The following is a 16,515-nucleotide window of genomic DNA, read 5'->3' on the forward strand; positions in this document are numbered from 1 at the left end:
ATGAAGATACTTGAATTTATAAAAAATAAAACTTTTCTAAAGTATCTTATGTTTTTCCTGATTATACTTTTAATTGGGGTAGTATTACTTTATCAGCTGCATAGAAACCAGGTAATAATTATTCAACAGATTAAAAAAAACAATTCTGTTGAAATCGATAAAAATATAACTGAAGCTGATCGCTTATTTGACCAAATTAATTACGACAGCGCATATTTCTTTTATAAAAAAGCAATTGCACTTTGTGATCCTATTGATGATTATGCAGATGATTATGTCTATTCTCAATTATCTATAGCAAATTTACATCAGAACACAAACAACTATACGGCATGCGAAGAAGCTTTATTAAAAGTTTTTCCATATTTAAAAAAAACAAGCAAACCTAAATACACTTATAATACTTATACGCTCTTAGCTTACAACTATTTCTTTACATATGACAATAGTAATGCTCTGTTATACCACAGAAAAGCATTAAGACTTGCAGCAACAGCATACAAAAAATCAGTAATCATAAATGACATTGCCTTAGTTTACTTAAGACAAAATAGATATAAAGAGATAATAGATGCATTGGAGCCATTAGCCAGAATAAAAATTAAACACGAAACTGATTCTACAAAAACCGATATTAATTATTCCTTATTATTAAACAACCTGGGATTTTGTTATTTCAAGCTCGGAAATCCAAAAGCATTAGAATATTATAAAAAAAGTCTGAAGATACAGGAAAGATTAAAGTCAGATTATGAATTAATGAGCACCTATTCCAGTATGGCTATGGTTTATGCCAAAACCAATCCTAAATTATCTAAAATATATACCGAAAAACAATATCAGTCTGCCTGCAGGGCAAAGTCTGCATCATTTAAAGCAAATACCTTAGGAGATTTAATTAGAAAATCTGAAGGAAAAGAACTTAAAAAATATTCTAAAGCATACTTAAAAATAATTGACAGTATATTATCTACCAGAAAGCAAGCAAAAAATCAATTTTCAATAATTAAATACGAATCTAAAACTGATAAAGAAGAAAATCTAAAACTCAAAGCCGAAAAAGCTGAGAATGAACTGTTATTACAAAAGCATAAAAATAGAAATATTATATCCTATATCGTTATTACTTTCACGATAGCTGTTCTTTTACTTTTACCACTCTACTTATTTATAAAAGGAGAAAAAGAAAAAAAAGAAGCTGTTTTTGAAAGTGAAATGAGAATTTCTAAGAAACTGCGTAATGAATTGACAAATAAGGTACATCATGCATTGATTTTTGCACAAAATAAAGATTTAGAAAACTATGAAAATAAAAATCAGTTTTTAATAAAATTAGATGAAATATATTCTCAAACCAGAAACATTTCCAGAGAAAATAGTCCTATTGTAACAAATGAAAAGTACGATTTAGGTTTGAAGGAAATGATATCAGGTTTTAAAACTCAAAATTTGAATTTATTAGTAAATGGTCTTGATACTATAAACTGGGATAAAATTAATAAAATCAAAAAGATCATTATTTACAGAGTATTACAAGAGTTGTTTTACAATATGAAAAAATACAACGACTTGACTTTGATCGTATTATCATTTAAAATAGTCAATAAAAATATCGTAATTACCTACAGCGACAACAGTTCTAAAACGCAAAATGAAAGAATAACTTTAAAAAAAGATCTTGAAAATGTGGAAAACCGTATTAAAACCACGAATGGAACTCTTAATTTTGGCAATTATACAGAAAATGGTTTCAAAATAAGTTTCACATTCCCATTATAAAACAAGTAATATGTTTAAGAAAGTTTTAGTTGCAGAAGATTTAGATAGTATTAGTATTGCAGTTGTTCAAGTTCTCGAAGACCTTAATATTCCTGTTATTGACCATGTTAAATATTGTGACGAAGGTTTATTAAAAGTAAAAAAAGCATTAAACGAAAAAGTACCATACGATTTACTTATTACTGATTTATCTTTTAAGACTGATCATAGGAAAGCAAATATTGAAAGCGGTGATGAATTAATTGAAGCAATTAATAAAGTGCAGCCTGAATTAAAAAAAATTGTGTTTTCAATTGAAGATAAATCGTATCGCATTAAAACTCTTTTTGATGAGTTAGGAATAAATGCATATGTATCTAAAGGAAGAAATAGTATTCAGGAACTAAGGTCTGCTCTTGAAAAAACTTTTAAAAACGAAGAAAGAATACTTTCATCTGATTTAAATTTTAGTTTCAATGATAAATCACTAATAGAAATTGAATCTTATGATATCTCTATTCTATCACTTCTGGCAAAAGGTTACATATTAGAAAACATTTCAAATGAGTTTAAAGAAAAATCGATTACACCGAATGGAACCAGCAGTATAGAAAAACGAATTAACAAATTAAAAATATATTTTAAAGCAAATAACAATGTGCACTTAATTGCCATTGCAAAAGACTTTGGTCTGGTGTAGAGTTTAACACATGTGTTACGGTTTCCCGTAAGGAAATTCTCTTACATAGATTTAAGTTTGTATAAATTATTAACTGATGAAACCTAAATATAAGTTTGATCCCATTACCAAGATCAACACACCCAACAATAGAATTATTATGAAAACTATGCTTCTTTGTCTTTTTCTTTCTGTAAGTTTTGCTTTTGTTTCTGAGAAAACAGGCTGGCTTGACATTGATTGGAAACTAATTTGTATCCCGGCTCTTCTGGTTTTGCAAATTATAATTATTGGAACAGCTCTAAAAAACAGGTACAAGAAACATTAATTGTAAGTAAGCAGGAAAATAGAAATCTATATGCTATATTTGGATTTTAAAATTTAATGAAAAATAGTACATTTTATTTCCTTTTATTCCTTCTTACTTCATTCCAAGCCTTTTCTCAAACCAAATTTATTTCCTGGAATTTAGAAAACTTTGGAAAATCTAAGTCTCAAGCCTCTTTAAGTTTTATTGCAAAAACGGTACAAGAATACGACATTATAGCTATCCAAGAAGTTGTTGCCGGATACGGAGGCTCACAGGCAGTTGCAAAACTTGCTTCAATATTAAACGAAAAAGGTTCAAAATGGGATTATACAATAAGTGATCCCACAAGTGGAAACAGTTACAAAAAAGAGCGCTATGCTTTTATTTGGAAAACAAGTAAAGTAAAATTGAAAGGCAAACCCTGGCTGGAAAAAAAATATCACTTAGAAATAGACCGGGAACCTTATTTTGCAACCTTCGAAGTAAACAAAAAACTGGTTACGCTTGTTAATTTTCATGCTATAACAAAAAGTAAACAGCCTGAAACTGAAATTAAATACTTCAAATTTCTTCCGCAAGAATATCCAGATCTAAATCTGGTTTTTACAGGCGATTTTAATTGCCCCGAATCACATACCGTTTTTAATCCATTAAAAAAAATGGGGTATATTTCTGTATTTCAAAAACAAAAAACAACTTTAAAACAAAAATGTAAAGCAGAAATTTGTCTTGCCTCTGAATTTGATAATATTTTTTACAAATCAAATACGTTAAAACCTGTTAAGTCAGGAGTTGTTTTATTTTATAATAATTACGATTCACTTCAGGAAGCCAGAAAAATATCAGATCACATTCCTATTTGGTTTGAGTTCTTTTTAAATTAAAACTATGTTTTTAATTTTTTCTTTTTGGCAGCAGGAAATAAAACGTTATTTAAAATTAAACGATATCCCGGAGAATTAGGATGTAAATCCAGAACTGTGGGCGGATCACCAACCTGATGTTGAAAATCTTCAGGATCATGACCTCCAAAAAAAGTAAACATTCCTTTTCCTTTTTCGCCATGAATATATCTAGCTTCACCATTAAGTTCACAAGTTCCCATAACCAGAACATTGGATTTTATCAATGTTTCATTAAATGAAGTAGTCTGTCCCATAAAACCTTTTACCAATTGAGTATGGTTTTGACATAACATACTAGGAATAGGATCCCATTTTGCAGAATATTCCATTAAAGTAAAATAATCTTTTTCCATAGGAACTCTGCGTTTTCCGGTCATATCAATATCCGAAAATTCATAAACTTCCGGTCTTCTTTCTAAAATAAAATCTTTAAAGGCAAAAGAGTTTCCATAATTTAATTTTGCCTGATAGTTAGATTCACTTGGATCACCATCAAACATAGTTTCGCAAATATCAACTCCATCTGCAGCTAAGGCAATATCAAAACTATCTGTGGCAGAACACATAGCAAACATAAAACCGCCTCCAATAACAAAATCTCTAATCTTTTTTGCTACGGCTCCTTTTTCCTGCGAAACTTTAGAATAACCAAGTTTTGCTGCTAAAGCTTCGGAATCTCTTTTTTGTTCAATATACCAAGGTGTATTTTTATAAGCGGCATAAAACTTACCATACTGACCGGTAAAATCTTCATGATGTAAATGCAGCCAGTCATATAATAATAACTGGTCGCTCAAAACTTCTTCATCATAAATAGGCGTAAATGGAATTTCGGCATAAGTCAAAACCAACGTCACGGCATCATCCCACGGTTGTTTTCCTTTTGGTGTATAAACAGCAATTTTTGGTGCTTTTTCAAGAATTACAGATTCCATATTTTGTGACGGACTCGAAATATCATTTAAAAGAGAGGCTTCTTCAGTATCCGAAAGTACTTCAAAACTAACGCCTCTAATTTTACATTCTTTTCTTATTTCCTCAGCATCAGGCAATAAGAATGAACCTCCTCGATAATTTAACAGCCAGCTTGCTTTATAATCGCGGCTTAAACACCAATATGTTATTCCGTATGCTTTTAGATGATTTTGCTGTGTAGTCTCATCCATTGGAAGTAAAATAAAAGATGCCTTCGTTTGTAATGAAAATACCAGCAAAAAAATATACAGTAAACTCTTTTTCATCAAAAAAATATTTTAGTAAAGATAATGAGGAAGTCATTAAAAACATAACCGATCCAAAGGTTTTGCCCTAATGCTGTACGTTAAAGTTTTACGTTGGTAAAATTGACCATACTTTTCGTAAAAACAGGTAAAAACACCTGTTTTTGTACTATTTTTTCTACTTACATTTGAAATCCTTAATCTAAATAACCGCCATAAAAAAACAACAGTCATGAAGTTTAATGAAAATAATCATCAGCCTAGAGGTTTAAATGTAATGCAAAAAATTGGTCTTGGAGTTCTTGTAATTACTATTGTAGCTTATTATGTTTTATCTATTCAGTTTTTAACAAGCGGAAGTTAAAGCGTTAAAACTGCTATTTCATTTTGAATAGCATATACCACTAAACCGGCAATATTTCTTGATTCTGTTTTAAGAAGTAAATTATTTCGATGCCCTTCAACTGTTCTTGGACTTAAAAAAAGATGTTCAGCAATTTCTGAAGTTGTTTTTTGCTGACAAATAAGCTGTAAAATTTCTATTTCTCTTGGAGAAAGAAAACTTGTTTCCAGATTTCCTTTTGAATTTTTTGAAGAAACTATTGTTTCCTGAATAGTCTTCAAAACACTTTCGTTATAATAAAATCCTTTTTTATTAACTTCATTAATGGTTTTAATTAAATCTTTTGGAGTTGTATTTTTAATTAAATAGGCAACAGCGCCAACCTGAATCATATTGGCAATAAAAGATTTTGAATCGTAACTGGTAAGTGCAATAATTTTTATTTCAGGGAAAGATTTCCTAATTATTTTTGTTGCTTCAACGCCGTTTAAAACAGGCATTTTTAAATCCATGATAATAATATCTGGTTTAATTTCATTTTCAAGAAGTTTATTTACGAGGTCTTCTCCGTTTGAAGCTTCAAAAACAATCTCAATATTATCTTCCCTCTGCAATAAAAAAGCTATTCCTTTCCGGAATAAAACTTCGTCGTCGACTAAAGCTATTTTGATAATGGCATTCATTTTTTACGTTTTTGGTCGTTTGGTATATCGAAAATACGAAATATGAATCAAAAAAAGCTATTTTGCCTTATTTTATTGATGTAAAATTCGCTTTTTAACTTAAAATGTAAATATAACTTCAACTCCTTTTCCTTTTTCAGATTCAAAACTGATCGTTCCATCTAAGAAAGAAATACGGCTGTTGATGTTTTTCATTCCCAATCCTCTGTAATTTTCAAAATCTTCGCTGTCAAATCCTACTCCATTATCTTTATAATAACAGGTATTTGTTCCTTTGTCTTCTTTAAAATTAATCCAGATTTCATTAGACTTTCCATGGCGAAGAGAATTATTCATTAGTTCCTGCAAAACTCTAAAAACATGCAAATGACGATCGATTTCTTTATCATCAAAATCAAGTTCGTTTTTATAATAGGTTTTTACCGATTTACTACTCTCAAATTCCCCGCATAATTCTTCTATACCTGCATGAAGTCCAAACTTTTCGAAAACCGGAGGCAATAAATTATGCGCAATTTTCCTTGAGTTTTCTAAAGCTTTTGCCGTTAAATTTATAATGTTGTCTGTAATTTCAGTTGTTTCAGCTTCTGTTAAATTTGGCGCTGACAACAAGTGTGTATTTAGAGAAACAATATTAAGTTTAGAACTAATATCATCATGAAGATCCTGAGCAATACGTTTGCGTTCTTCTTCTTGTATCTGCAAAACAGCATGTAACTGTTCTTTTTGATACTGAAGTATTAAATCTTTCTTTTCTAATTCTTTTTGAATGATTTTTTTTCTTGAGAAATAGAAAAATACGATCAGTACGACTGAAACGATTATAAAGAAAAGTGATATATATAATATTATAGCGACAAGCTCTTTTTCTGGTATTGAGTGGGTATTCATATCAAATTTATTTCAAGGTAGTTTTATTAGGTGAAAATGCTTTTTTTGAAAAACTTTTTATCCATTCGAACAAAATAAAAAATTGATAACATAAAACTAAAAAGCTGTTTAATATCCAGGTTAAAAGCTTGACATCATCACTCAAACCTATAGAAAGATTTCCAATTAAGTACAATACTGTACTCGCTAATAAGTAAAATATGAGACCTACACTTATATAATAATATGTTTTATCTTCTGTAAGCATATTATAAAAGTGAAATAGAGCAAAAACCACAATAAGCAGATTGGTTAAGATAATTTCAAATAAATTAAACTTAAGAAATACGCTTGAATTCATACAAAATTGTATAGCTAAAACTAATAATGCAGTTATTAAACTAATTTTAATAAACATTTTTTGGCTTTTAACATTTGTCAGCGAGTTGTAAAACATTCCAAGCAGCAACATTTGTCCAGCAAAAAACATATTGACAACTACCAAATTAGTCATTCCTAAATGGTATAATAATTCCATTGACAATTGCATCACAGTTGAAAAAGCTAAATAGCAGAGAAGGAAAACATTAGCTTTTTCCTTTCGGAAAAAGCTATATGAGTAGGCTATTAAGTTTACTATTAAAACAAAATATGTAGAGTACACTAAAATATCAATCATTTTATATACTTTATAATATTTTAGAATTAAAATGGCGGACTAGGACGTATTCCGTCATAAACTACTTCTTCAGCATCATCTGCTGCAGATTTAGCCATATAAGAAGAACCTTCTCCGTAAACATCAATGTATTTACCAGTTTCCTTATCTAATCTAGCTCCAACAAAAAGTAAGGTTCTTTCGTCTTTGTCATTAATAGCAAGACATGCACGTACAACCTCAGTTTCAAGTTTTAAAACTTTTTCTAAAGTTTCTCTTGGAATTAAAAAAGATTTTACTTTGGTTTTAGGATCTTCGATGGTGGTGTCATCTTGATACCTTTTTTCCCACTCTTTGGCTATACCCAAAGGAATCAGAACTGCGTCTGGAAAGGCTTCTTCGCTCATAGTTTTTTTAAAATTTAATATTAGTTAATTTGTTTATGGTCTAGCGAAACTACCGAATTAATTTTTATGTAAGAAATATTATGGGGTAAATTATAGATTCGATTATGTAATTAATTAAAATAAAAAAAACCTTTGAAAGAACATACTTACAAAGGTTTTTATTAGGATTTTTATTCTGATTAAAACGGTACATCACTATCATCATCATCGTCATTCAGGTTACTTCCAAATGCTTCATTGGCTGATGGCAGATTTTTAGTAATAAATGGATTATCCTCGTGATTCATTTTTGAAGGTAAATCATCATAACCTCCTGTAAAATCTTCAAGGTTGTCAAACTTACCTAAGTGTCCTAAGAATTTTAAACGAATATTTTCCAATCCACCATTACGGTGTTTGGCTATAATAAACTCTGCCTGTCCTGCAGTTGGAGATGCCTCATCATCATCCCATTCTTCAATTTTATAATATTCTGGACGGTAAATAAATGATACAATATCAGCATCCTGCTCAATCGCACCAGATTCACGAAGATCCGAAAGTAACGGACGTTTACTTGATCCACGGGTCTCAACCGCACGCGATAACTGTGAAAGTGCAATTACCGGAACGTTTAGCTCTTTTGCCAGTGCTTTTAAGTTTCGGGAAATAGTCGAAATCTCCTGCTCACGGTTTCCTCCTCCTTTACCATTCCCTCCGGCAGTCATTAACTGCAAATAGTCAATAATAATTAATTTGATTCCGTGCTGCGATGCCAAACGACGGCATTTTGCACGTAAATCGAAAATTGAAAGCGAAGGCGTATCATCAATAAACAATGGGGCTTTTTCTAAATCTTTTACTTTAGTACTTAACTGCTCCCATTCGTGTTTTTCTAATTTTCCTGTTCTTAATTTTTCAGAAGACAATCCTGTTTCCGAAGAAATAAGCCTTGTAATTAACTGAACCGAAGCCATCTCCAGAGAGAAAACTGCCACCGCATGTCCAAACTGAATGGCAACGTTTCTTGCCATCGAAAGTACGAATGCGGTTTTACCCATACCCGGACGTGCCGCAATAATAATCAAATCCGAAGGCTGCCATCCCGAAGTTACTTCATCTAATTTTTCAAATCCGGTTGCAACACCACTCAAACCTTCTTTTCCTGCAATTTCTTCAATACGTTTTTTCGCCTGAAGAACCAAACTCTGAGCAGTTTCAGAACTACGTTTGATATTTCCCTGTGTTACCTCATACAATTTAGATTCGGCTTTATCCAGCAAATCGAATACATCTGTAGTTTCGTCATAAGATTCTTCAATAATTTCTGAAGAAATTCTAATCAAACTTCTTTGAATGAATTTTTGAAGAATAATACGTGAGTGAAATTCGATGTGGGCAGAAGATGCAATTTTCTGCGTTAACTGAATTAAATAAAAATCACCTCCTGCTAATTCTAATTTTCCGTTTTTCTTTAATTGTGTCGAAACTGTCAGCAAATCTATGGGCTGTGTTTCTGTAAAAAGCTGCAGAATTGCTTCAAAAATATGTTTGTGCGCATCTTTATAAAAAGCATCTGGCTGTAAAATATCAATTACATCATCTACCCCTTTTTTATCAATCATCATTGCACCAAGCACAGCTTCTTCTAAATCAAGAACCTGCGGAGGGAGTTTTCCTTTTTCGAGATTAATTATTGTGGTTTTATCGACCTTTACGGGGTTTACATTCTTGAAATTTTCCATATAGCGAAAGTAACAAAATTTAAAAAAAAATTGCTATCTAGTTATAACTATTCAGTTGTTTATAAATATGTTTTTTTTGTTGATAACCAAAAAAAAATCCGAAACCGCAGGGCTTCGGATTTATAATCATTAAATATGAATTTACTCTTTATACTCGCCCATATTACTGTATTTGTCCATTCTCTGGGCAATCAAGTCGGCTGTTGATAAGTCTTTTAATTCATTATATCCTTTAGTAATGTAATCCGCTACTGTTTTAAAAGTAGTTTCGCGGTCGTAGTGCGCTCCGCCAAGTGGTTCTGGAATTACATCATCAACTAATTTTTGTTTTTTCATGTCAGAAGAAGTCAGTTTTAAAGCTTCAGCTGCACGTTCTTTGTACTCCCAGCTTTTCCATAAAATAGAAGAGCATGATTCTGGAGAAATTACAGAGTACCAAGTGTTTTCTAACATATAAACTTTGTCTCCAACACCAATTCCTAATGCTCCTCCCGAAGCACCTTCACCTACGATAATCGTAATGATTGGCACCTGCAGACGAACCATTTCAAAAATGTTTCTGGCAATAGCTTCTCCCTGCCCTCTTTCTTCAGCTTCTAAACCTGGATATGCACCCGGGGTATCTACTAAAGTAAGAACCGGAATACCAAATTTCTCTGCCATTTTCATTAAACGCAAAGCCTTACGGTATCCCTCTGGATTTGCCATACCAAAATTACGGTACTGACGTGTTTTTGTATTGTAACCTTTTTGCTGCCCGACAATCATAAACGACTGACCGTTTATTTTACCTAAACCGCCCACCATTGCTTTATCATCTTTAAAGCCTCTGTCTCCATGAAGCTCTAAAAAAGTATCGCCGCAAATTGCTTTGATATAATCTAAAGTATAAGGTCTGTTTGGGTGTCTTGACAGTTGTACTCTCTGCCAAGCCGTAAGGTTTTTGTATATATCTTTCTTAGTCTGTTCTAATTTTTTATTGATTTCCTTGCACGTTGGTGTTACATCAACGTCAGATTCTTTTCCAATAATAACGCACTTTTCTAACTGTTCTTCAAGTTCTTTAATTGGAAGCTCAAAATCTAAATATTCCATGTATTTTTGAATTTTGTTTGTAAATCGAACCGCAAATATAAAAATATTATATCATTGGCGAAGTTAATTGTTATTTAAAGTATAAAAATGCAATTTAAAAATAAGTAAACTATTACAAGTTTTCCTTCTTGTTTTGATAATGTTTAAAAACACCGTTTAGAATAACTGTTATGATAATTATAACGGCGCCTATGTAAAATTCGACACTCATTTTTTCTTTTCCTCCTAAAATAAAATAAGCCAAAACGATCCCGTAAACAGGTTCTAAGTTCGTTGTTAGCATTACTGTATAGGGTGTTAATCGCTGCATTACTTTTACAGAAGCCGTAAAGGCATAAGCTGTACAGATTGAAGCCAAAATCAACAATAAAACCCAGTTATTTAAGGACATTTGGAAGAAATCTGCTGTAAATTTTCCCTGAAATAAAAAATAAATCGTAATGAAGAAAACTCCCGCTCCAAATTCATAAAAAGTAATAACCGAAGGTTCGTGATCTGAGATTAATTTTCCATTCATTAAAGTAAATAAAACGCCTAAAATGATCGCTGCCAAAGCATAATAAACTCCCGTAAGATATTTTATTTCAACCTGAAGAATCAGTCCCAAACCTGCAATAATAACAAGTCCGAAGAAAACTTCATACCAAAGTACTTTTCGTCCGTAAAATAACGGTTCTAATAAAGAGGCGAAAAATGCTCCTAAAGAAAATATAGAAAGGGTGATTGAAACATTAGAAACATGAATTGCCTTAAAAAAGAAAATCCAATGCAATGCAATCAATAATCCAACAAAAATCAATTTAAAAAATTCCTTTACAGGAACCTGAAAAGACTGCTTTTTAAATGCAATAAATCCGCCTAGAAAAATCATGGCGATTAACATTCTGTACCAAACTAGATTATCGGCATCAATGGTAATTAAAGCACCCAAAATGGCTGTAAAACCCCAGATAAAAACTATTAAGTGAAGATTTAAATAACTTTTTAAATTATCGTTTCGCATTACGTAATAAATAAACGGCCAAAATTCCGAAAACAATATTTGGGAACCAAACAGCTAATAAAGGTGAAAAAGTAGATTTTTCGGCAAGTGTACCGAAGATTTTATCAAAGAATACAAATGAAAATGCAATAGCAATTCCAATAGCAAGGTTCATTCCCATACCGCCGCGGCGCTTCATTGAAGAAACTGCTACAGCAATAATAGTTAAAATAAAGGCTGAAACCGGCACACTGTATTTTTTGTACAGAACCACTAAATAAGTATTAATATTTCCAGAACCTCTTTTTCTTTCTTTTTCAATAAAATCAATTAGTTTTCCCAGAGTCAGTGTTTCTGCGATATAAACAACAGGAGTCAAATCTGCAAGTTCAAATTTAAAACCTACATTTTTCTCAGGAGCTTTTTCAATAACATCATTCAAATCTCCAACTGTTCTTTTTGTATAATCGTATAAAGTGTATATTTTCTTTTTTGGATCCCATTTTATACGACTTGCAGTTATTTTGTATGTTAATTTTTCTTTTTCAAAATGCTCTAAAGTAAAATTAAAAGCTGTCTTTGACTCTTCATTAAAACTATTTACAAAAATAAAATCGTGATCGTTAATTTGTCTAAAAACATTGGTATTTTCTCCCCGCATGAGCTGTTTACCATTTCCTTTTAAATACGTGTACCTAAAATTATTAAATCCTTCACTAGCCGCAGGCACAATAAAAAATCCCATTAAAAGCACAAAAACAGAAACAATCGATGCACCAATAATATAAGGACGCAAGAAACGCGTAAAAGAAATTCCGGAACTTAAAATAGCTATAATCTCTGTATTATTCGCCAGTTTTGAAGTAAACCAGATTACCGATAAAAACAAAAAAATTGGAAACAGTGAATTGGCAAAATAAACTGTAAAATTGTAATAATAGATCGCAATTTGTGTAAACGGAATTTTGTTTTCCAGCATTTTATTTACCTTTTCCGAAACGTCTATTACAATTCCAATTGGAATAAATAACAAAATCATCACCGAAAAAGTGGCTAAATATCTTTTTAAAATATACTTGTCTATTATTGTTAACATAACAAAGTTTAATCGATTATTTGTTTAACCGTTTAACCGAATAAACGATTAAACAAATTAACGCATTTTATAGTCTTTGACTCATATTTTTAACCATCATTTCTTTCCATGGTCTAAAATCGCCCGCTAAGATATGTTTTCTAGCTTCACGAACCAACCACATATAGAAACCAAGATTATGTATTGTTGCAATTTGTTTTCCTAAATATTCATTTGCAGCAAACAAGTGACGTAAATATGCTTTTGAATATTCTGTATCAACAAAAGTATGCGCCATTTCGTCAATTGGAGAAAAATCTGCTTCCCACTTTTTGTTCTTTATATTTATTGTTCCGTTTGCTGTAAACAACATTCCGTTTCTTGCATTACGCGTTGGCATAACACAATCAAACATATCAATTCCTAACGCAATATTTTCTAATATATTTATAGGAGTACCAACTCCCATTAAATAACGAGGTTTATCTTCAGGAAGAATTTCGCAGACAACTTCTGTCATGGCATACATTTCCTCAGCAGGTTCACCAACAGAAAGTCCGCCAATTGCATTTCCCTGCTGGCCAGAATTAGCAATATATTCTGCTGACTGGCGGCGTAAATCTTTATAAGTACTTCCCTGAACGATTGGAAAAAACGTTTGTTCGTAACCGTATTTATAAGGAACTTTTTCCAAATGATTAATACAACGGTCCAACCAGCGGTGCGTCATGTGCATAGAACGCTGTGCATAACGGTAATCACAAGGATAAGGCGTACATTCATCAAAAGCCATAATAATATCGGCTCCAATCGTACGCTGAATTTCCATTACATTTTCTGGCGTAAAAAAGTGATATGAACCGTCAATATGCGATTTAAACTTCACCCCTTCTTCCTTAATTTTTCTATTTGAAGAAAGAGAATATACTTGATATCCTCCAGAATCGGTCAAAATATTACGATCCCAGTTCATGAATTTGTGCAGTCCGCCTGCCTTTTCAAGAATTTCAGTCTGCGGACGTAAATATAAATGGTAAGTGTTTCCTAGAATAATATCCGGATTTATTTCTTCTTTAAGCTCACGCTGATGCACACCTTTTACAGATGCAACCGTTCCAACCGGCATAAAAATAGGCGTTTCAATTACGCCGTGATCAGTAGTAATACTCCCCGCTCTTGCTTTCGACTGCGGATCTTTTTGTAATAAATCGAACTTCATTTGTTTCTTTTTTCAGTCGGCAAAGATAATCTAATTTCACGGAAATTTAATTAATTAGATTATTTGTCAATTATAAAATTGAGTTAATTCGAAAACAACATAAAAGCTAAACTTCAGAAATTTTTAAATTTGAGTAAAATCTATTAAAAATGAAATGTAATGCTGTCAGACAGAGTTCAGCCAAGGTCTTCACACAGTATATCCGCAACAATAAAAAATCAAATGAATTTAGCTCAAAAACTTGGATATCCCGAAAATGCCAAACTATTAATTATTCATGCTGATGACGCCGGATTATCACATTCAGAAAATCAGGCTACAATAAAAGCACTTCAAAAACGGATCTGTAAACTCTTATAGCATTATGGTTCCTTGTCCGTGGTTTTACGAAATGGCTGAATTTGCTAAAAACAATCCGGATTTTGATTGCGGTATTCATTTAACTCTGACTTGCGAATGGGAAAATTACAAGTTTGGCCCCGTCCTTCCTATTTCCGAAGTTTCTAGCTTAGCAGATCAAAACGGTTATTTTTATAAAACCAGAAAAGATTTTAAAGACAACGCTAAACTTTCTGAAATTAAAAAAGAACTTATTGCTCAAATTGAAAAAGCGCTGCAATTTGGCATTCAGCCCACACATCTTGATTCACATATGTGCAGTGTTGGTGTAACACCATAAATTTTAGATATTTATAGAGAATTAGGAAAAACATACAACTTACCGGTTTTCATTAATAAAGGTTTTGTAGAATCTATAAGTTTATCTGATAAACAATACAATTTTGAAGACACTCTTTTAGCTGATAATCTTCTTATTGGATATTATGCAGATTTCGAAAAAGGTGAACTTAGAAAATCATATGAAAAAGCCTTAGACAATATTATTTCGGGATTCAATGTTTTCCTGCTTCATCCTGCATATGATGATTTTGAAATGCAGGGAATTACGGTTAACCATCCTAATTTTGGTTCAGAATGGCGTCAAATAGATTTTGATTTTTTCACCAGCGATGAATGCAAAGCAAAACTTAAAAAAAATAACATTCAATTAATTACCTGGAAAGAAATCTCTTCCATTAGATGAATTTATATTGATGCGAATACTATAAGATTCTGATTTTAAAAATATAAGAACTCAAACCATAGATTTCATAACTTTATTAAGAACATTTTAAATATAGAAATCATGATAAACTCAGAAGATAAATTAGATGACATCAAGGATGAAAAAATTGAAAAAAACCTTGAAAACATGGATTACCCAGCAAACGAAGATATTTACAATCAAGAAGAAAGATTAGAAGATATTGACCCTCAAGATATTTCCGGAGAAAGAATAATTAACAATGACAATCACGAATGGAAACAGAACAGTGATAAAATTGGCAACGATTTAGATGTTCCAGGTTCTGAACTAGACGACCAGCAGGAAGACATTGGTTCTGAAGATGAAGAAAACAACTATTACAGCGAAAGCGATACGAATTAAAAAGTATATCAATTTCGAGAATATTTTTTGCCGCAGATTAAACGAATTCAGTTGATTTCTAAAATCATTTAATTCATTTAATCTGCGGCAAAATTTTTATATGCAATTATCAACTTCTTGTATTTTTTCCAAATCTGATAAAAAAAGAGCAAAAAAATTTAACAATTGAAACAAACTAAAGCAGAAAATCATTTGTCTCCCCACAAAATATCCGTTACTTTTGCTACAGTTTAAAATTTTACATATAAAATGAAGCCTAACACACAACAATTAAGCGATTTAACGATCCAAGTAAGAAGAGATATTCTTAGAATGGTACATGCTGTAAACTCTGGACACCCAGGTGGTTCTTTAGGTTGTACTGAATTTTTGGTAACACTATATCAAAATATAATGGACCGCAAAGAAGGTTTTGATATGGACGGAATTGGAGAAGATTTATTTTTCCTTTCAAACGGACACATCTCTCCTGTCTTTTACAGCGTTCTAGCACGCAGCGGTTATTTTCCAGTTTCAGAATTAGCTACATTCAGATTATTAGATTCTCGTTTACAGGGACACCCAACTACTCACGAAGGTTTACCTGGAGTTCGTATTGCGTCTGGCTCATTAGGACAAGGTTTATCTGTAGCTCTTGGAGCAGCGCAAGCTAAAAAATTAAACAAAGACAATCATATTGTATATAGTTTACACGGAGACGGAGAATTACAAGAAGGTCAAAACTGGGAAGCTATTATGTACGCTTCTGCTAAAAAAGTAGACAACATTATTGCAACAATCGACCTTAACGGAAAACAAATCGACGGAACAACAGATGAAGTTTTACCAATGGGAAGTATCCGCGCTAAATTTGAAGCTTTTGACTGGGATGTTTTAGAAATTAAAGAAGGAAACAGCATTGACGCTATCATCGCTGGTTTAACTGATGCTAAATCAAGAACAGGAAAAGGAAAACCAGTTTGTATTTTATTACATACAGAAATGGGTAATGGTGTAGATTTCATGATGCATACTCATGCATGGCACGGTAAAGCACCAAACAATGACCAATTGACTAGTGCTTTAGCTCAAAACGTTTCAACTTTAGCAGACTATTAA

The 16,515-nt window shown here is 31.8% G+C and carries 18 protein-coding genes; 8 read left to right on the top strand and 10 right to left on the bottom strand.

Annotated features, from left to right (window positions below; translation table 11 throughout):
* The 3 genes from PQ462_RS19180 to PQ462_RS19190 all read left to right on the top strand — a co-directional run bounded on the left by PQ462_RS19180 (nt 1) and on the right by PQ462_RS19190 (nt 3,631).
* Nucleotides 1-1,779, top strand: a complete 1,779-nt coding sequence (locus PQ462_RS19180) for an ATP-binding protein (protein ID WP_274251206.1) — start codon at nt 1-3, stop codon at nt 1,777-1,779.
* Nucleotides 1,780-1,789: 10 nt separating this feature from the next.
* Nucleotides 1,790-2,458 (top strand): response regulator, encoded by a 669-nt coding sequence (locus PQ462_RS19185; RefSeq protein WP_274251207.1) that lies wholly within the window; start codon nt 1,790-1,792, stop codon nt 2,456-2,458.
* Between the two features lie 363 nt (nt 2,459-2,821).
* Complete coding sequence (locus PQ462_RS19190; protein WP_274251208.1) at nt 2,822-3,631, top strand: endonuclease/exonuclease/phosphatase family protein; 810 nt, start codon at nt 2,822-2,824, stop codon at nt 3,629-3,631.
* 2 nt (nt 3,632-3,633) lie between these two features.
* On the opposite strand, the gene PQ462_RS19195 is transcribed toward PQ462_RS19190, so the two are convergent.
* Nucleotides 3,634-4,893 carry a hypothetical protein gene (locus PQ462_RS19195; protein ID WP_011921553.1) on the bottom strand — a complete coding sequence of 420 codons (1,260 nt, stop codon included), beginning with the start codon at nt 4,891-4,893 and terminating at the stop codon, nt 3,634-3,636.
* A gap of 211 nt (nt 4,894-5,104) precedes the next feature.
* On the opposite strand from PQ462_RS19195, the gene PQ462_RS19200 reads away from it, so the two are divergent.
* A complete protein-coding gene (locus tag PQ462_RS19200) occupies nt 5,105-5,236 on the top strand; it encodes a hypothetical protein (RefSeq protein WP_256527431.1) in 132 nt (43 codons plus the stop codon).
* Here the strand turns inward: PQ462_RS19200 and PQ462_RS19205 are convergent.
* The 9 genes from PQ462_RS19205 to tgt all read right to left on the bottom strand — a co-directional run bounded on the left by PQ462_RS19205 (nt 5,233) and on the right by tgt (nt 13,928).
* Entirely contained in the window at nt 5,233-5,898 is a 666-nt protein-coding gene (locus PQ462_RS19205) for a response regulator transcription factor (protein ID WP_011921554.1), read from the bottom strand. The genes PQ462_RS19200 and PQ462_RS19205 overlap by 4 nt on opposite strands.
* 99 nt (nt 5,899-5,997) lie before the next feature.
* Complete coding sequence (locus tag PQ462_RS19210) at nt 5,998-6,789, bottom strand: sensor histidine kinase (RefSeq protein ID WP_274251209.1); 792 nt, start codon at nt 6,787-6,789, stop codon at nt 5,998-6,000.
* A 7-nt stretch (nt 6,790-6,796) separates the two neighbouring features.
* The gene (locus tag PQ462_RS19215) at nt 6,797-7,447 is read right to left on the bottom strand and encodes a hypothetical protein (RefSeq protein ID WP_121360295.1); all 651 of its coding nucleotides are present in this window, start codon (nt 7,445-7,447) and stop codon (nt 6,797-6,799) included.
* A gap of 26 nt (nt 7,448-7,473) precedes the next feature.
* The gene (locus PQ462_RS19220) at nt 7,474-7,833 is read right to left on the bottom strand and encodes a hypothetical protein (RefSeq protein ID WP_011921558.1); all 360 of its coding nucleotides are present in this window, start codon (nt 7,831-7,833) and stop codon (nt 7,474-7,476) included.
* Between the two features lie 179 nt (nt 7,834-8,012).
* A complete protein-coding gene (gene dnaB / locus PQ462_RS19225; protein ID WP_011921559.1) occupies nt 8,013-9,557 on the bottom strand; it encodes a replicative DNA helicase in 1,545 nt (514 codons plus the stop codon).
* A 141-nt stretch (nt 9,558-9,698) separates the two neighbouring features.
* Nucleotides 9,699-10,652: an acetyl-CoA carboxylase carboxyltransferase subunit alpha gene (locus tag PQ462_RS19230; protein ID WP_274251210.1), complete on the bottom strand. Its 954-nt coding sequence runs from the start codon at nt 10,650-10,652 to the stop codon at nt 9,699-9,701.
* 112 nt (nt 10,653-10,764) lie between these two features.
* Entirely contained in the window at nt 10,765-11,655 is an 891-nt protein-coding gene (locus tag PQ462_RS19235; RefSeq protein ID WP_011921561.1) for a DMT family transporter, read from the bottom strand.
* Entirely contained in the window at nt 11,642-12,730 is a 1,089-nt protein-coding gene (locus PQ462_RS19240) for an LptF/LptG family permease (protein WP_011921562.1), read from the bottom strand. The genes PQ462_RS19235 and PQ462_RS19240 overlap by 14 nt, the downstream gene beginning before the upstream one ends.
* A gap of 67 nt (nt 12,731-12,797) precedes the next feature.
* Complete coding sequence (gene tgt, locus PQ462_RS19245; RefSeq protein WP_179006428.1) at nt 12,798-13,928, bottom strand: tRNA guanosine(34) transglycosylase Tgt; 1,131 nt, start codon at nt 13,926-13,928, stop codon at nt 12,798-12,800.
* A 159-nt stretch (nt 13,929-14,087) separates the two neighbouring features.
* Between tgt and PQ462_RS19250 the strand changes: the two genes are divergently transcribed.
* The 4 genes from PQ462_RS19250 to PQ462_RS19265 all read left to right on the top strand — a co-directional run bounded on the left by PQ462_RS19250 (nt 14,088) and on the right by PQ462_RS19265 (nt 16,515).
* The gene (locus tag PQ462_RS19250; RefSeq protein ID WP_274251211.1) at nt 14,088-14,288 is read left to right on the top strand and encodes a hypothetical protein; all 201 of its coding nucleotides are present in this window, start codon (nt 14,088-14,090) and stop codon (nt 14,286-14,288) included.
* Nucleotides 14,289-14,292: 4 nt separating this feature from the next.
* A complete protein-coding gene (locus tag PQ462_RS19255; RefSeq protein WP_274251212.1) occupies nt 14,293-14,607 on the top strand; it encodes a ChbG/HpnK family deacetylase in 315 nt (104 codons plus the stop codon).
* A 507-nt stretch (nt 14,608-15,114) separates the two neighbouring features.
* Nucleotides 15,115-15,417, top strand: a complete 303-nt coding sequence (locus PQ462_RS19260) for a hypothetical protein (protein WP_011921565.1) — start codon at nt 15,115-15,117, stop codon at nt 15,415-15,417.
* Nucleotides 15,418-15,666: 249 nt separating this feature from the next.
* Nucleotides 15,667-16,515 carry a transketolase gene (locus PQ462_RS19265; protein ID WP_274251213.1) on the top strand — a complete coding sequence of 283 codons (849 nt, stop codon included), beginning with the start codon at nt 15,667-15,669 and terminating at the stop codon, nt 16,513-16,515.

It is taken from the genome of Flavobacterium sp. KACC 22758 (assembly GCF_028736135.1).
Taxonomy (GTDB): domain Bacteria; phylum Bacteroidota; class Bacteroidia; order Flavobacteriales; family Flavobacteriaceae; genus Flavobacterium; species Flavobacterium johnsoniae.